The following is a 15564-nucleotide window of genomic DNA, read 5'->3' on the forward strand; positions in this document are numbered from 1 at the left end:
GCCGACGGCGGTACGGCAGGCAGGCGGCCGACCGGCTGCTGCTGGTACGACGCCATGGTCGACGTGGTCGTGCCGGCGAGGCACCGGCGCACCTGCGCTCCCGGCCCGGCGCCGTCAGGCATCGCCGTTCGGCGGGGCAGGCCTGACACGGCCGAGGCCCCGGACAGGGACGCGGTCCGGAAGTGACTTGGTGGGGGCTCAGGCGGCGAGGGCTCACCGACCAGAGCCCGGGTCGCCGGCAGGCGCCGAGACTGAGCGCACCTCAGGTGCTTTCAAGAGGGAGACCCTCCAGGGCAGGAAGGGCTGGTCGGACGAGCGCGAGGCGCGACTCGACGCCTTCCGCTGGCTGACCCGATACAACACCCGACGCCGGCATTCCCGTCTCGGTCAGCGGTCCCCGATCGCCTACGAGAACGCCCTCCAACCAGGAGCGACTACCCTGACCCAAGCCGCATAGACGTGATCAACATCCGGGGTTGCACGCGAGCTTCAGCGCCTTCTCCAACTCGGGGCGGACCTTGTCGCTGGAGATCTTCTCGGAGAAGACCCGCTTGCAGTGCGCGGCCGAGAGGGCGTCGAACTGGGACTGAAGCTCCTGCTGGGCGGTGGAGCAGCGGGCGTATCCGATCCGGATAGCGGCCGCGGCCGGCGCCTGCTCGGCGGGCTCGATGCGCGGGCCAGGCACCCGGGGCCGGCCCGGGCCGCGGTCGTCGGCCACGGCGACATCGAGCTCTTCGCGGAGCGCGGGAACGAGGATGAAGCGGGTGGTGTGGTACTTCGTCGCGGTCTTGCCGCCACGGGTGCGGCAAGGACTTCCGGCCGGAGCATCGCATTTGAGCAGTCGTGGCGTTCTACCGCATTCGCAGCCTGATCGATGGTGAGATCCACGCGATCACCCTCTTGGAACCGATTCGCAGAACCCGCAGAGATGGCTATTTGTGAGGGTCCCGGACCACCGCTAACCCGCCGACCCGGGTCGTGATGCCCGCCGGCCCGCGTCGGGCCGAAGCGAGCACGCTGGCCGGTCGACCGAGGGTGTCACCCTGCTCCACCTCGATCGCAACCGTCTGAGCCCCTGTCGTGTCGAGCAGGTGGGCGGCCAGGCAGCCGGTGCTGTTGGCGTTGGCGACGTCCTCGTCGACACCGATCGCCGGCGCGAACATCCGCGCCGCACCCGGTCGGTCACCCACCGGCGGTACGTACACGAAACAGCCGAGGAGCCCGTACCGCTGGCACGCCGCTGTCAGCCTGCCGAGGTGTGGGCAGACTCGGAGCAGCGCCGACCGGTCGTGGACCGGTACCAGCATGCGTGGTGCGCCGGGCGCGGCGATCCGTGGCGCGTCGGTCGGATGCAGGTCATCCGCGGTGAGCCCGAGCGCGGCGACGATCGCGGCGCGCTCGTCCGGTGCCGGGTGACGCAGCGCGACGAGGCCCTGGTCGAACCACACCTCTATGCCGGCGGGGCGGCGGATCGCGACGGTGTCGAACGTGCGCCCGCCGGTGTGTTGGCGGTCGTTCAGCTCGCCCAGCGCGGTGCGGGTCAACCGGACGGCCTGCGCGGCAACGGTGCCGTGGCCGCAGCCGGACAGTTCGGCGGTGGCGGTGAAGAACCGGACCGGCCAGCCGCCGTCCGGCGTCCGCCCCGGGCCGAGGAACGCCGCGTGCGAGGTGCCGGCCGCAGCAGCGACCGCACGCCGGTCCGCGTCCGTCGCTGCCGGGTCGTCGTCGGTGACGGCCGTGGGGCTACCGCCCCGGCCGTCGCGCCGCACGCATGCATCGACCACCGTGACATCCGGCCAGGACATCGGCCCTCCCCTGACGCTCACCGAACCGGCAACCGCGAACGGCGCTCCGCCGAGAGCCGGACCTGGCCGCAACGGCCGACCGAACGCGTCCCGGAGCGTACCGTCCTGCCTCAGCCGGTGCCGTCCTGCACCGGATAGTGGATGACGACCGCACCGCCGGTGGCGTAGTTGGCGACATCGGCGGCCACCCGCTGGCCGTGCGGCGACGCCCGCGCCGCGGCCATGGCGGCGGCGTCAGCGAAGTCGCCTTCGAAGACCGCGAAATACGGTGCTTCTCCCTCGGTCGTCGCCACGTCGAAGCTGTAGCGCCACGCAAGCAGGCCGGGCCAATTCATGACCAGCGGAAGGTGGTTGGTCACGTAGTAGTCGCGGAAGTGGTCAGGGTCGGAGGGCTCGGAATACAGGACCACCAACTTATGCATGACGACCTCCGTCCAGATCAGGGGCGGCGGGCTTGGCATGCGTTCGGCGAGGGAGGCCAGCGCCGCAACGGTGCCGTGACCGCACGCGGGCAGTTCGCCCGGGCATCATGCGCGCGAGCAGCGCACCTGCCTGCTCGGTGTACGGCGCTTCCAGCAGGGCCATCCGCGACATCGGCTCTCCCCTTGAGGGTGTTTCGAAATCAGAAACGCGAGGAATGCTAGTGTTTCGAATAACGAAACGCAAGGAGGGTCATGCCGACACCGCGCCCAGGAACACCGGTTCGTGGATCGACTACCGGCCGTCCGATCATGGCCGCGATGGATCTCTTCGGCCGTCGGTGGGCGCTGCGCATTCTCTGGGAGCTGCGGGCGGGCCCGCTCGGTGCGCGTGAGCTGCTGACACGGTGCGCAGGTCTGTCATCCAGTGTTCTCTACCAGCGGCTTCGCGAACTCACGTCAAGCGGGATCATCGCCGCTTCAGCCGATGGCTACGAACTCACCGGGCTGGGGACAGCACTCGGTCACGCCCTCCGACCGCTCGACGAATGGGCGATCACCTGGGCGCAGGCGCAGGCGCAGGCGCAGAACGATCAGAATCCTGTGTAGGCATGAAGTTCACGGGCTCTTCGATCGTTTCTGGGCGCGGAGGGCCTGGGCCCCGGGTTCCGCTGTGCCGCAGCGCGGAAAGCCGGGACACGGGGCTCACGCGGCCTGTGAGAAGCCTTCGGTCGCCAGGTCGGCGCCGCCCAGCGGGGTGAAGTCGATGTCCAGGCGCGGGTCGTAGGCGGCCGGTTCATCGCCGAGCTCGTGGGTGGAGTACTCGCCAAAGCGACGGATGTGCTCGGTCAGGTACGGCGAGACCTGCGACAGGTCCTCCGGATCGATGCCCATCCCTTCGGCCTGCAGCTGACGCACGATCTCGGCGATGTCTAGCGCGTTATGGAAGATCATCGCGTTCGAGAGCAGCGCGTTGAACTTCGCCGTCCTCTCCTGCTCGATGGGATCGTTGTCGGCGATCACGCCGCCGTTGCCGAAGCCGACCCACGACGAGAACCGGTTGAACGACTCGACCTTGTTCGTCGCCGCGGTCACCCGCCTACGCAGCGGCGCGTCCGTCAGGTAGCGCAGCAGCAGCGTGGACGAGATCGCGCCCTCCCGTACGGAGACGGCCACCTTCATCAGGTGACGGAACTGCGACTCGATCAGGTCCCAGTCGATGACGTTCTTGCCGCTCTCGCCGAACAGGGCGTCGATGTTCACGTACTCGGTACTGCGGGTGGGCCGGTAGAAGGTCAGGTCCTTCCAGTTGCGGATCCGCGGGACTAGGTCGAAGCTGCTTCTCCATCGCGTTGCCGAACGAGGCCATCGCCGACGTCGTCAACGCGCACGCCGAGCTCGACATCTCCCAGGCGTGGGGCGACCTCCACCGTCGCCGCCGACGGCACCCACATGGACACCTACCTCAACAACCTCCTGGCACGTACCGGCCGAAAGGGTCCTTCAGCTTCGGCTCGGCGCCGGAGGCCGGCCCGAAGCGCCGCCACCATTCCACCCAGTACGCCGTCCGCGAGGCGATCCCCAGCAGCGTGCGCTCCGGCATCCGTGCCTCGATCGCCTCCTCCAGCCGCTTCGCCGACGGCGTCTGTCCGTCCGCGCGGTGGCGCTTCAGTGACGGGATCCCGGTCTCCGGGGCGATGATCAGGCCCTCGTCGTCGGGGTAGTCGGCGTCCGCACCGGCCGCCGCGGCGGTCAGCCTGTCCTGCGGCTGCCGCCGGAAGCTCGCCGCGTCGTACGACATCTCCTCGCCGGGCTCGACCAGGCCGACCTCGACCAGGAAGGCGGGCAGTTTCGCCTCCACCACATCCATGGGGAGGAGCTGGTCGTTCCGGTCGGCGTGCTCCTCGGAGCCGGCCACCGCCACATCCCCGGTCCGCAGCGCTTCGGCCAGGGCGTGGAAGACCGTCGCCTCGAAGTGCCGCCGCACGAAGCGGCCGGGCCGGTTCTTGTCCCGGATCGCCTTCTGCCAGTTCTTCACCGACGCTGACCGACGGGCTCTGTCCCCGTTGTCCTGGACCCACGTGAACCCCTGCGGCCGGTTCGAGCCGGACATGAATGCCCACCTCGACCTCGCTGTTGTGGCGTAAGCCTAGGTGGTCTGACCTGAATCGTCGGTCAGGGCAGCCGCGGTCAAGGTGAGGTGCTGGGCCAGGAGCGCGGCTGCCGTGTCGGCGTCGCGGGCCAGCGCCGCCTCCTCTAGCCTGCGGTGTTCCTCGGCGCCGTCCCGGTCGGGGTTGCGGTGCGCCGACCAGCGCCGGGCCAGCTCACTCGCGGTCCACAACCGGTCGAAGGTCTCCAGCAGTGCGCTGTTGTCACACCCCTCCAGCAAGGTGCGGTGGAAGGCCCTGTGAGCCTCGGCCCAAGCGCTTGTGTAGTACTCGCTCTCCTGCGGCACGTACGCCGGAGTGCGCATCAGACGATGGTGGGCGGCCCGCACGCGGGCCTCCCAGTCGACGTCGCCGCGCTCGATGGACATGCGCAGTACGACCGGTTCGATGGTCCTGCGGGCTTCCGTGATCTCCTGCCAGCGGCGGTCGGAGAAGGACGGGACCGCGAAACCGCGGTTGGGTAGCCGGTCGGCGAGCCCCTCGCCGACCACCCGTACGAGCGCCTCGCGCACCACGGCCAAGCTCACGCCCTGCTCCTTGGCAAGATCCTGCGGCTTGAGGGGGGCGCCGGGGGCGTGGTCCCCGCGCATGATCGCGTCTCGCAGGTGTGCGTAGACCTGCTCGGAAAGCATCTGCTTACCCGGCGGGGTGGAGGAGTGCGCCGTCTGAGTCATGAGCCGATCCTAGACGATCCACTAGATAATCGATTATCTGTGTTACTGTCGATTTAATAGCTGATGAGGACGCCCTCGTCCAGAAAGGAACGACGCCGTGCCTGCCCGGCGGGAAGGACACATGCCCGCAGCTGCCCTGGAGCGGGGATGTGGACGGCACCAAGAGCTATGGCGTCACCGTCTACGACCCCGACGACCCCACCGGGTCCGGGTTCGGGTTCTGGTACTGGGCGGTCGCCGATGTCCTCGCCACAGTCGCTGAGCTCCCCGAGGGCGCCGGCGGCACCGGCTCAGAACTGCCTGAGAGTGCCTACCAGTTGCCCAACGAGGCCCGCGTGGCCCACTGCATGGGCGCCACCCCGCCCGCCGGGCACGGCCCGCACCTTCACCGTGGTGCACCCCCTCGACATCCCCGCCGCAGGCGTCCCGGCCGATGCCACACCGGCCGTCCTCGGCTTGACCATGGCGGGTCACACCCTCGGACACGCCGTGTTGATCGCCAGCCGAAACACCCGCCTGACAGCGCCGACCGACTCCCCGGAGACACCACCACCATGCACCTCGACGACCTTCCCCACTCTGCGCTCCTCGGCGACGGCCCGATGGACCTGAACGCCGTCCGTGACGTCAGCCGCGCCGTCAGCGCCGCCCACCTGTTCATCTACCTTGCCCCCGAGAGCGCGGAGGAGGCCGCCGGGCTCGGCGTGACCGACCGCGGGCCGGCGTATCTGGCCTTCCGGTCGGCCGCGATGGGCGCGGTTCCGTGGCAAGTCACGCTCGCGGCCTTCTACAACTTCAGCCCGCGGGCAGTGCGGGCCATGGCGGGCGTGTGGGACGCCGCGCCGCCTGAGCGGTGGCAGGCTGCCCGTTTCCTGGCCGCCGGTCGGGCGATGCGGCGCGTCAACGTACATCTCACGGATGACCACCTTGCCGAGGCGCGCTTGCTGATCGACCCGGTCGTCGCCGGCGCCGACTACGCCGGCAAGGTGCTGGCCGCCGCGAACGCCTCGGTCGCGCTTCCATCCGATCCTCTTGTCGCACTGTGGCAGCAGATCACGGTGGCGCGCGAGTGGCGCGGCGACGCCCATCTCGTCGTACTCGCCGACAACGGCCTCGGTCCATGCGACTGCCTCGTCCTGCACACGGCAACCGGCCTCCTCCCGGAAGCTCTTGCGCGAGCGACCCGTCAATGGGACGACGAGGAGTGGAGCGCAGCGACGGCACGCCTCGTCGCGCGCGGCTGGCTCGACTCCCACGGCGTGGCAACCGACGCCGGCAGTGCGGCACGCGAGCGCATCGAAGTGGAAACGGACGAGCACTGCGCCGCGCTATGGGCGCCGATCGGCACCGCGGGTACCCGCCGCTTTGCCTCGCTCATCGCGCCGATCACCAGTGCGTTCACCGCGGCGGGAACGTTCCAGGCCGTTCATGGACGGTCTGATCTCGCATAAGCGGTGCTTCGCGCGAGCAAGATCAATCACGCGCTCCCGGACCCCGCCCATGATCCCTGCACGGTCAGGCGGACCGGCCGTGCCCTGCCGTCGTTAGCGTGATCCGAAGAGGGAGCGCGGGGAGGCGGAACTCGAAGGGCGGGCGTGCGGAAATGGCGTCCGGGCGGTCGGCGCGCGGACGAACGGGGCCGTGGCGTGGCGCCGCTGGCTCATGGGTGCTGTTTCGGGCCGCCGGCCGGACGGACCCCACCCGGGCCTCGCCGTCGGGCCCTGGAGCTGTCTGGCCCCGGGACCGGCCTGGCTCCGGGCGGGTCGAGGGTGTTCGATCAGGCCGTGCCGGACACCAGTCCGGCGCGGTGGGCGAGGACGACTACCTGGACCCGGTCACGCAGGCCGAGTTTGACCAGGATGCGCGAGACGTAGGTTTTGATTGTTTCCGGGGCGATGAAGAGGGCTTCGGCGATCTCCGCGTTCGAAAGGCCCTCGGCCACCTGTTGGAACACTTCCAGCTCGCGCGGGGTCAGTGCCTTGACGATCGTTTGGCGTTCGGGGCGGGTGGGGCGGATGTGCTCGGCGAAGTGGCCGATGAGGTGGCGGGTGACGGCGGGAGCGAGCAGGGCCTCGCCCCGGGCCACCGTCCGGATCCCGTTGACCAGTTGGGCCGGTGGTGCGTCCTTGAGGAGGAAGCCGCTGGCTCCGGCCTTCAGGGCGTCGTACACGTACGCGTCGACGTTGAAGGTGGTGACGACCAGCACCTTCGGCGGAGTTTCGGCATCGGGGCCAGCCAGTTGCCGGGTGGCCTGGATGCCGTCGAGCAGGGGCATGCGGATGTCCATCACGACCACGTCGGGGCACAGCCGGCGTGCGGCCTGGACCGCCTCGTGCCCGTTCTCGGCCTCGCCGACGACCTCCATGTCGGGTTGCGCGGAGAAGATGGTGACGTAGCCGGTGCGCACAAGTGCCTGGTCGTCACAGACGAGTACACGGATCGGCGGCTGCGCGTCGCTCTCGCTCACGGGGCTACTCCTGGACGGGCTTGGTGGGAATCGTGGCGCGGACCTCGAACCCGCCCTCGGGCCGGGGACCGGCCTCAAGTTCACCATCGAGCATCCGCACCCGTGCACGCAGCCCGGCAAGACCCCGCCCGCCCCGCGAACCCGGCACCTGCATGACCGGTAGGTCGGCCGGGGGCTGTCGGATCCGCCGGTGACCACCGTGATCTCGAGCTGCTCCCCGCCATGGCGGGCCGAGACCCGGGTCGGCTGCCCGGCCGCGTACTTCATAGCGTTGGTGAGTGCCTCCTGCACCACCCGGTAGGCGGCCAGCTCCACGTCCACCGACTGCGGCTGCCGCTCGCCCTGCTCGCTGAACTCGACCGGCTGGCCGGACCTGCGGGCCTGCTCGATGAGGTCCGCCACCCGTCCCAGCGCCGGGGCCCGGTCCGCACGCGACGGATCGACGCTCTCGCCGGTCGCCTCCAGCACGCCGAGGAGGTAGCGCAGCTCCGTCAGCGCCCGCCGTCCGGTGTCGCTGACGGCCACAAGTCCTTCACCGGCCTGCTCCGGCGCGGAGGTGATCAGGAACTGTGCCGCATCGGCCTGGACCACCATGGCCGTCACGTGGTGGGTGACCACGTCGTGCAGTTCGCGGGCGATCCGCGCCCGCTCGGTCGCCGTGGCCACCTCGGCGGCCAGCCGCCGCTGCTCCGCTTCCTGTGCCCTGCGCATCCGCACGCTGCTCCCTACCAGCCAGATCGCGGCCAGAGTCAGATAGAAGGCGGCATAGTCCGCGATGCCCTGCGGTGAGCCCAGACGGTGCAGCACCAGAGCCAGGGCGATGTAGCCCGCACTCGACGCGGCCGCCAGGCGCCGGCGGAGGCGGACCTGGTGGGCCCCGGCCGAGTACAGCGCGCCGTACAGTCCCAGGCTGCCGAACGTCGTCGCGAAACCCAGAGCCTGATGCGCGGCGAACGCGACTGCGACCACGGCCAGCGTGGCGGCGGGCCACCGACGGCGGGCTGCCAGCGGCAGCGCCTGGGCCAGGGTCAGCCCGATACCCAGCGCGTCCACCGGCCGCTGGGGCAGATCACCGATCTGCGAGCCGATGTTCGACAGGGTCGGCGTGAAGGCGAGCAGCGCGAGCACCGCGGCCACAAGGCCGTCCTGGAAGGAGGCGCCCCGCTCCCTCCACCGGTCGAGCGGCGCCTGGAGCCGCGGGGAGCTCCAGGGCGCCTGACGGGACATCACTTCCGTATCCTCCGGTCGGCCGGTCTCAATGCCGGGCCCGCCGCCGGGGCGGCAGGCCGCCGCCTCGACGGGCCAGGACAAGCATCGGAACGGTGATCAGCACACTGAGGAGCACGGGCACGACCGACGCCTCCAGACCGAAGATACCCCCGGTCAGCGCCGCCGAGCCATGGGCCTCGGCGGTGAACAGCCCCTCCGGGGCATGCCCGGATACCGCAACACCGGCCAGCTGCTGAACGGTGTTCCACGCGAAGTGCAGACCCGCGACGAACCAGATGCTGCGCCTCCACATGTACGCGGCACCCAGCATCACACCCGCCTGCAAAGCGATCGCCAGCGCACTCCACAGGTTCGCCCCCGCCCCGCCCAGGTGGGCGGCCCCGAAGGACACCGCGGTGACCGCGATCGCGATTCCGCGCCCCCACCGCTGCTCCAGGGCCTGCAAGAACAGACCCCGGAACATCAGCTGCTCAGTGACCGCGGTACCGATCTGCACCATCACCGCGGACCACACCACCGACATGAAGCCGCTGCCCGCCCAGGAGAACGAATACCCCCCGAACAACGTGATCAACAAAAGCGCCGCCAGGATGAACCCCAGACCGATCCCCCCGCCGAGCAGCGCCTCACGCGCCGCCCCTGACCGGGCTATCTCCGGCGTGGCACGTCCCGCGATCCGGCGCATCACCAGTGCGTACACGGCCACCGCGGCGGCCGCGCCCAGCACCGGCACCGGACCCGGCCCCGTGGCCGTCAGGCTCGCGACCAGAGCGACTCCTACCAGCGCGGTCACCGACCAGCCGAGCGGCGAGCGCAGGATCCGGCCGAAACGGCCGCCCCGGCCGGCCGGCCCCGTGCCCGGACCGGCGTCCGCTTCGTGCCCGTACTTGGCAGTCGATGGCGTGCTCATGATGGCCTCCCCTGTGGCGGTGGTCGCACCAGCGGCGACCTGGCAACCACGCTAGAAACCGACCGGCATCCGCGAATCACCCTCGGAGGGACAGCCCGTGTAGCTCTCACGGGGGATGCGCACATCCCGCCCGACCACTCCCAGCCCCCACCGCCACGCAACGCAGCCGCGACACGCACAGCAGCGGGAACCCTACGAGGGCCAGGCCCCACGGCCGTAGCGGGTGGAAGCCCTTCGCGCGCGGACGCTGTACTACCTGAACGTCGATTCCAAGGCTGGGCTGCAGCCAGCTCGGTAAGAGCCTGCCTGATCGCGTTCGCGATCTTTCTCAGCTCATGCACCCGCGCTGCGGTACCACATCCTGAGCGGGCAGCCTGCCAGACAGCGAACACCGGCTCGATCAAGGCCTGCCGGGCGTCTGAGACGTTACTGCGACACGCGCGCCGGGCTGCCATGCCCCCGACAGTGACCACGGACGCGCGTGGTCACAAGAGCATCCCCACATACCAACTAGCGGGATCAGATGCTCTCTTGCAGCTGGACGGTGGTGCCGGGCTCGAGGCGCTCGATCGGGGTGCCGGTCAGGCCCTTCTCGCCGAGGAGATTGGCGGTGGAGTGCTGGCCGAGGTCGCTGAGCATGAGTTCGTGGATCTGGATGATGCGCTCGGGCTTGACGGTGCGGACGTAGTCGGCGGCTTCGCCGAGCTTTGTCCATGGGCCGCTGGTCGGCAACAGGAGGGTGTGTATGGGGGCGTCGGGCGCGAAGTAGGCGTCGCCGGGGTGGTAGACGGCTCCGTTGTCGAGGAGGTAGCCGACGTTGTCGGGGCACGGGATGTCGGCGTGGATCAGCGCGTGGCGGTGGCCGTGGACGGTGGCGGTGATGGAACCGACGCCGAAGGTGTCGCCCGCGGCGACGGCGTGGACGCGGCCATCGTGGCTGCCGAGGGTGGCTGCGACCGTGGCCGTGCCGTAGACCTGCAGCCCGGGCTGGGCTTCGAGAGCGGCGGCGACGAGCTTTTCGTCGAAGTGGTTGAAGTGTTCGTGGGTGATCAGGACGGCATGAGCCTGGGCGACGGCTTCTGCCGCGTCCGGGGTGAGGGTGCCGGGGTCGATGACCAGGCGGGTGCCGTCCTTCTCGAGTGTGATGCAGGCATGGGAGTGCTTGGTGAGCTTCACCGAGGGTCCTTTCCGAGCCGACCGAATATCTACAGCCAAACTGTACAACATGGTTGTAGATGCGGCGCCGTGAGCGTCGGCTGTGACTTGACTCCGGCGCTCCCGCCCTTCGCTACGGCGGGGCCGGTGGACGCTCCTGTGGCGCCAAGGCAAACAATGTAGTGAAGGTGTACAGTTTGGTTGATGAGTGTGGGTAAGCTGGCATCATGGACGAGAATCAGCTGGCTGAAGAACTCCGCCTGACCATCGGACGGCTCGTACGCACTGTGCGCACTGCCGACACGATGCCGCCCGGCGAGGCCGCCGTCCTGGGCTACCTGGACCGCAGCGGCCCGCTGACCACCGCCGATATCGCACAACAGCGGGGAGTCAGCCACCAGTCGGCTGCCAAGGCGGTCAAAGAACTCCTGGCTCAGGGCCTTGTACATGCCCAGGCGCACCCCAGCGACGGGCGAAAGCTGTTGCTCCACCTCACGCCGACGGGAAGCGGCCGTCTGGCCGAGGAACGCCGAAGGCGTGCGGACTGGCTCGGCACCGCGATCAACGATGTCCTCAGTTCCGATGAACGAAAGACGCTTGAGGCGGCGCTGCCTCTGCTATCACGCCTGACCACACACTTGAATGGCAAGTAGCCCAGGGACTGTCGTTTGGGTCATCGCGCGCTGTGCATTGCGAAGTTGCAGGTCACGAGTCTGGTGTGCGCGATGTCCGGGACAGTGCCGGACAGCCCCGGATTCCAACTGGAGAAGGGGTACCACCCGTCGCCAACGGGGACGTGCATCTCCTGGATCCGCTGGCCCCGACCTTACGTCGTGATCAAAGACAACCGGTATGAGGTCGAACTGGCTGTAGCCGACAGTCCGGTCAGCGCGCTGTCCCGCGCGTGGTGCGCTACTCGATCAACAGGGGTGTCGTAGATGTAGACCCGGCGGTGTGGGCTGCCGCGAGGGAGCGGGCTGTGCACCCCCGGCCTGTACGCCGACGCGCTTACGGGTGGCGCCCTCGTCGGCCACCTGACGGAGGCCCGTACGACCGGCTGCTGTGCACCTTCAGCGTGCGCTCCATCCCACGGGCCTGGGCCGAACAAGTACGGCCCGGCAGGGTGATCGTCACCCCCCTACGGTACGCGGCACAGCAGCCGCGCCGCCGCCCGCCTCACCCTCCAAGCCCGCCGGGGAACTGCGCCAGACGAGCCACTCCAAGGCCCGCGCACCCTGATCGGCGGCGCTCCCGGCCCGAGGCTCTCCACGGCGGTGGCCGACCGCGCCGACAGGCCGGCTCCCCATCGGCGGCGTCTTGGACGAGTACGCCCGGTACCTGTGACGAACCGGTGACGCCGACGGCGCCGTCCGTGTCTCCCTTCCTGGTAATTTGGCACACTCTTTCGATCAATTCGTGCTCCACTGGGGGACTTCTCGTGCACAACAACCTGCGTCACAGCCTCATCGCCACCGCCGGCATCGCGGCCGCCCTGGCCCTCACGGCATGCGGCAGCGACTCCGGCAGCGACAAGGCCGCCACCTCGAAGGACCCGAAGCCGGCCGCGACGCCGAGCAGTCCGTCGGCCGCGTCCAGCTCCGGTGTCGGTACCGACGCCAAGGGCGGCAGTGTGGAGGGCGGCTGGATCTCGATGGCGAATCCGTCGAAGCCCGTTGTCCTGACCGTCAAGGGCAAGACCGCCGTGGTCGTCGAGGGCGCTTCCGGCCTGACCTGCCAGGGCACCACCGACGGCAAGTCCTTCGACCTCAAGTGCCCGGCGGGCGCACTGCACGCGAAGGGCCAGGTCGCCTCCGTGGGCGCGGCCGAACTGAAGGTCACCTGGCAGGAAGTCGGGACCGAGACCTACCAGAAGAGCGAGCCGGGCAAGCTTCCCACGGGCCTCCCCACCGTCATCCCGAAGCCCTGACTCATTCCGTACGGTCCCGCGCCTCGGGCGGTCGGGACCGTACGGTGGCGGTGTGCAGCCCACAGGGGGACGAGGGGGCATACCGATGCCGGAGCGGCACGCGACCTACGCGGTCAGAGTCTTCGCCGCGGACCCCGCCTCGTGACCGGATGGTGGCACGCCCTGCCGGCCGAGACCCGGGCCGAGGCCGACAGGTGCGTCCTCAGGGGCTGCCGCCAGGCCACGGTGTGCGCCTCCAGCTCGGCGACCACGTGCCCGAGGTTCCTCGGCGGCGTCCGCAGGCAGTGATCTGGGTCGTTGACGCGTCGTTTGAGAGGGTGGTATGTGACGTGATGTCGTGTCTGCCGTCACCGGATCGTGTGGGGTCGCAGCATTCGCGCTGACCAGATGGCCCGGCCGCGCTGGAGTCTCCCGTGAGCGACCGCCAGCCATACAAGAGCGACTTATCCGACGAGCGGTGGGCGCTGATCGAGCCTGTGATCACTGTCTGGAAGGCTCAGCACCGCTCGGTCAGTGGCCACGAGGGCGACCATGAGATGCGGGAGATTGTCAACGCCCTGCTGTACCAGTCCCGCACCGGCTGCCAGCGGGACTCCCTGCCCCACGACCTGCCGCCCGCCGGCGCGGGAGAAGAGGGGCCGATCAGCCGACCCCAGCCTGGTGGTGCTCGACACCCAGAGCGTGCGCGCCGCCGCCGGAGTCCCGGCGGAGACTACCGGACGGGATGCGAACAAGAAGGTGCCGGGACGCAAGCGGGGACCGGCAGTTGATGTGCTGGGCCTGGTGATCGCGGTGGTGGTGCTGGCCGCCTCCGCCCAAGACAACGCCGTCGGCACCGCGCTGCTGGACAGGGTGGTCGCCGACACCGAGCCGGGCGCCGTGAAGAAGGCCCTGGTGGAACAGGGGTTCAAGAGCGCCGTCAAGGACCACGGTGCGAAGGTGGGCATCGAGGTCGAAGTGGTGAAGCGCAACCCCGGCGATGCCGGGTTCGCTCCGCAGTCCGGGAGATGGGTGGTGGAGCAGACGAACGGGGTCTTGATGCTGCACCGCAGACTGGTGCGCGACTACGAGCATCAGCCCGCCTCAGCCGAGTCGAGGGTGTACTGGGCCATAAGCGACCGGATGTCGAGGATGCTGACCGGGACCTCCGCCCTCACCTGGCGCGGCGCATGACCGGCGGGGAGCCAACCTTGGGGGCGGTGCTGGTACGGCTGGAGGAGCGGGAGATCGACGCCCAGGCCGAGGCGGCCCGGGAGAAGATCGCAGAGCTGAACGCGCTGCTGGACGGGTTCGACAGGGCCGCCGAGGAGATCCGGATCACCCACAAGACGCTGCTGGAGCTGCCCGATCCGGGGCCGCCCGTGCCGCCGGCCGCGAAGCTGCCGGACCGTCCGGCCTACTCGCAGATCGCTGCGGTGTCCGCCGCAGCCGACGCACCGTTGCGGGCACGGGCGGTGTGCGAGGCGATGGATGTGGAGATCGTGCCCAACAACGTCAACAACGTCCGCCTGAAGGCTGGAGCCACCGTCACCGCCGCTTCCGCCGTTTCCGCCCCAAGGCGTCGGGTGAGCGGAAGCACTCTGACGAGAGCTTCGCTGCCAGCCAGACGTTCACCGTCTCGCCTGGCGGAAAGTCTGTGCGTTCCTCTTCTGGCGGTCGCATCGGACCGATCACCGTTACGGGCCGGGGCCTGTTCTCCGTAGGTTCTGTGGTTTGCATCGGCCCTGCAGCGTCCTCGGCACAGGCAGCCGCTGCCCTAAAGGTAGGAACGACTGCAGCGCAAGCGGCGGTGCGGAGAGGTGCCCCCCGGAGGTGGTGAAGGCAGAGGCCAGAGCAGCGACAGAAGCCGCGGGGAAACGCCTCGGCACTTCGCAACCGGTCATAATCAAAATCATCAAGCAAATTAACCAGCAGCGGCAATGGTTACTTGGCAGTTGGGCGGCGGGGCGACGGAGTTCTGCGGATCTCAGATGATCTTGTCTTGTGCCTGATGCCCTGCGGGAACGTGTAGCCCCGCTACTGCCTCCTCGGTTGCCGCGACGTCGATGATATTCGGCGCGTAGCCGGAGATGACCGTTCGGCTTTGCGTGAGATCGTGTACGTCTTGCGCACGGGTTTGAACTGGGAGGACGCGCCGACCGAGACGATCGGTCGCAGTGGGGACAGATGCCGGCGGCGCCCGCAGGACTGCACCGCGGGGCGGACCTGAATGGGTCAACTGCAACAACACGCCAGCTGTCGCCATCAGCGGCGAGCGGATGGAAAGCGTCTTCCTGATCGCAGGCGGCAAGTAAGCCGGATCAGGTCTCGCAGATACTGACCCAGGCAATCAAGAGGGGCGTTTGCGGACTGGTGGCCTGGACTGGGCGGACTGGTTGCCGGCCTGCTGATTATGTGGTGACCGCGCCGGGCGGGATGTCGGGGGGCGGTGTTCCTCCTGCCGGTGCAGCTCAGCGTGTTCGGCGTGCCCAAGCCGTCGGTCACTCCGACCAACTTGCTGTACAACGTGATCGCGGGCCCGGCGCGCTGTGGCGCTACCACCGCGGCGGAGGCTGGCCCGGCCAAGTCGTCGACCGGGCCTTCGAGCGCTACGACGCCCGCTCGGTCCATGATGCCCTCACCGTCACCGCCGCAGACCTCTTGGCTCACCCCGTCACGCCGGGCGCTGCCGCGGTCGCAAAAACCGCCGACTTCGCCGCCGCGGCCGCACCTCTGGCCAACTGGCGCGACCACTTCGCCGGAAGATTTCCCGCCACCCGGACTACGCGGCAAAGAAGTCCCGGGGCGCGCATCTCTGCGCGATCGCCGA

Annotated in this window: 14 protein-coding genes and 5 pseudogenes; 9 read left to right on the forward strand and 10 right to left on the reverse strand. The window is 69.3% G+C overall.

All coding sequences use genetic code 11. The features are described 5' to 3' along the window. Nucleotides 1-190: 190 nt before the first annotated feature. Nucleotides 191-457 carry an integrase core domain-containing protein gene (locus ACFXGI_RS27595; protein ID WP_384712131.1) on the forward strand — a complete coding sequence of 89 codons (267 nt, stop codon included), beginning with the start codon at nucleotides 191-193 and terminating at the stop codon, nucleotides 455-457. Between the two features lie 6 nt (nucleotides 458-463). Here ACFXGI_RS27595 and ACFXGI_RS27600 read toward each other — a convergent pair whose 3' ends face one another. From ACFXGI_RS27600 to ACFXGI_RS27610, 3 genes are all read right to left on the reverse strand, one after another. Beyond that, nucleotides 464-718: a recombinase family protein gene (locus ACFXGI_RS27600; protein WP_384712018.1), complete on the reverse strand. Its 255-nt coding sequence runs from the start codon at nucleotides 716-718 to the stop codon at nucleotides 464-466. A gap of 214 nt (nucleotides 719-932) precedes the next feature. Next, on the reverse strand, nucleotides 933-1805 hold the full coding sequence (locus ACFXGI_RS27605) for a PhzF family phenazine biosynthesis protein (RefSeq protein WP_384712021.1): 873 nt from the start codon (nucleotides 1803-1805) through the stop codon (nucleotides 933-935). Nucleotides 1806-1915: 110 nt separating this feature from the next. Continuing rightward, nucleotides 1916-2227: an EthD family reductase gene (locus ACFXGI_RS27610; protein ID WP_384712024.1), complete on the reverse strand. Its 312-nt coding sequence runs from the start codon at nucleotides 2225-2227 to the stop codon at nucleotides 1916-1918. 309 nt (nucleotides 2228-2536) lie between these two features. Here ACFXGI_RS27610 and ACFXGI_RS27615 point away from each other — a divergent pair, with 309 nt between their 5' ends. Further along, a complete protein-coding gene (locus ACFXGI_RS27615; RefSeq protein ID WP_384712027.1) occupies nucleotides 2537-2833 on the forward strand; it encodes a winged helix-turn-helix transcriptional regulator in 297 nt (98 codons plus the stop codon). Between the two features lie 96 nt (nucleotides 2834-2929). Here the strand turns inward: ACFXGI_RS27615 and ACFXGI_RS27620 are convergent. From ACFXGI_RS27620 to ACFXGI_RS27630, 3 genes and pseudogenes are all read right to left on the reverse strand, one after another. After that, nucleotides 2930-3550, reverse strand: a pseudogene (locus tag ACFXGI_RS27620) (Tn3 family transposase); the annotation flags it as partial. A gap of 139 nt (nucleotides 3551-3689) precedes the next feature. Then, on the reverse strand, nucleotides 3690-4337 hold the full coding sequence (locus ACFXGI_RS27625; RefSeq protein ID WP_384712030.1) for a hypothetical protein: 648 nt from the start codon (nucleotides 4335-4337) through the stop codon (nucleotides 3690-3692). A gap of 36 nt (nucleotides 4338-4373) precedes the next feature. Continuing rightward, entirely contained in the window at nucleotides 4374-5066 is a 693-nt protein-coding gene (locus ACFXGI_RS27630; RefSeq protein ID WP_384712033.1) for a GntR family transcriptional regulator, read from the reverse strand. 149 nt (nucleotides 5067-5215) lie between these two features. On the opposite strand from ACFXGI_RS27630, the pseudogene ACFXGI_RS27635 reads away from it, so the two are divergent. Both ACFXGI_RS27635 and ACFXGI_RS27640 read left to right on the forward strand, forming a co-directional pair. After that, nucleotides 5216-5389: pseudogene (locus ACFXGI_RS27635) on the forward strand (YbhB/YbcL family Raf kinase inhibitor-like protein); the annotation flags it as partial. A 231-nt stretch (nucleotides 5390-5620) separates the two neighbouring features. Next, nucleotides 5621-6517 carry a hypothetical protein gene (locus ACFXGI_RS27640; RefSeq protein ID WP_384712134.1) on the forward strand — a complete coding sequence of 299 codons (897 nt, stop codon included), beginning with the start codon at nucleotides 5621-5623 and terminating at the stop codon, nucleotides 6515-6517. A gap of 326 nt (nucleotides 6518-6843) precedes the next feature. On the opposite strand, the gene ACFXGI_RS27645 is transcribed toward ACFXGI_RS27640, so the two are convergent. From ACFXGI_RS27645 to ACFXGI_RS27660, 4 genes and pseudogenes are all read right to left on the reverse strand, one after another. Then, on the reverse strand, nucleotides 6844-7533 hold the full coding sequence (locus ACFXGI_RS27645) for a response regulator (RefSeq protein WP_384712137.1): 690 nt from the start codon (nucleotides 7531-7533) through the stop codon (nucleotides 6844-6846). A 516-nt stretch (nucleotides 7534-8049) separates the two neighbouring features. After that, nucleotides 8050-8760, reverse strand: a pseudogene (locus tag ACFXGI_RS27650) (histidine kinase); the annotation flags it as partial. Nucleotides 8761-8788: 28 nt separating this feature from the next. Beyond that, the gene (locus tag ACFXGI_RS27655; protein ID WP_384712036.1) at nucleotides 8789-9556 is read right to left on the reverse strand and encodes a CPBP family intramembrane glutamic endopeptidase; all 768 of its coding nucleotides are present in this window, start codon (nucleotides 9554-9556) and stop codon (nucleotides 8789-8791) included. Between the two features lie 636 nt (nucleotides 9557-10192). Continuing rightward, a complete protein-coding gene (locus ACFXGI_RS27660) occupies nucleotides 10193-10849 on the reverse strand; it encodes an MBL fold metallo-hydrolase (protein ID WP_384712039.1) in 657 nt (218 codons plus the stop codon). Nucleotides 10850-11055: 206 nt separating this feature from the next. Here ACFXGI_RS27660 and ACFXGI_RS27665 point away from each other — a divergent pair, with 206 nt between their 5' ends. The 5 genes and pseudogenes from ACFXGI_RS27665 to ACFXGI_RS27685 all read left to right on the forward strand — a co-directional run bounded on the left by ACFXGI_RS27665 (nucleotide 11056) and on the right by ACFXGI_RS27685 (nucleotide 14458). Continuing rightward, entirely contained in the window at nucleotides 11056-11481 is a 426-nt protein-coding gene (locus ACFXGI_RS27665) for a MarR family winged helix-turn-helix transcriptional regulator (protein WP_384712041.1), read from the forward strand. Nucleotides 11482-12030: 549 nt separating this feature from the next. Next, a pseudogene (locus ACFXGI_RS27670) lies at nucleotides 12031-12142 on the forward strand (LLM class F420-dependent oxidoreductase); the annotation flags it as partial. 124 nt (nucleotides 12143-12266) lie between these two features. Next, entirely contained in the window at nucleotides 12267-12755 is a 489-nt protein-coding gene (locus tag ACFXGI_RS27675; protein ID WP_384712044.1) for a hypothetical protein, read from the forward strand. 413 nt (nucleotides 12756-13168) lie between these two features. Beyond that, nucleotides 13169-13928, forward strand: a pseudogene (locus ACFXGI_RS27680) (transposase). A gap of 26 nt (nucleotides 13929-13954) precedes the next feature. Then, the gene (locus ACFXGI_RS27685) at nucleotides 13955-14458 is read left to right on the forward strand and encodes a hypothetical protein (RefSeq protein WP_384712047.1); all 504 of its coding nucleotides are present in this window, start codon (nucleotides 13955-13957) and stop codon (nucleotides 14456-14458) included. The last annotated feature ends 1106 nt before the right edge of the window (nucleotides 14459-15564 follow it).

It is taken from the genome of Streptomyces sp. NPDC059355 (genome assembly GCF_042752335.1).
GTDB lineage: Bacteria > Actinomycetota > Actinomycetes > Streptomycetales > Streptomycetaceae > Streptomyces.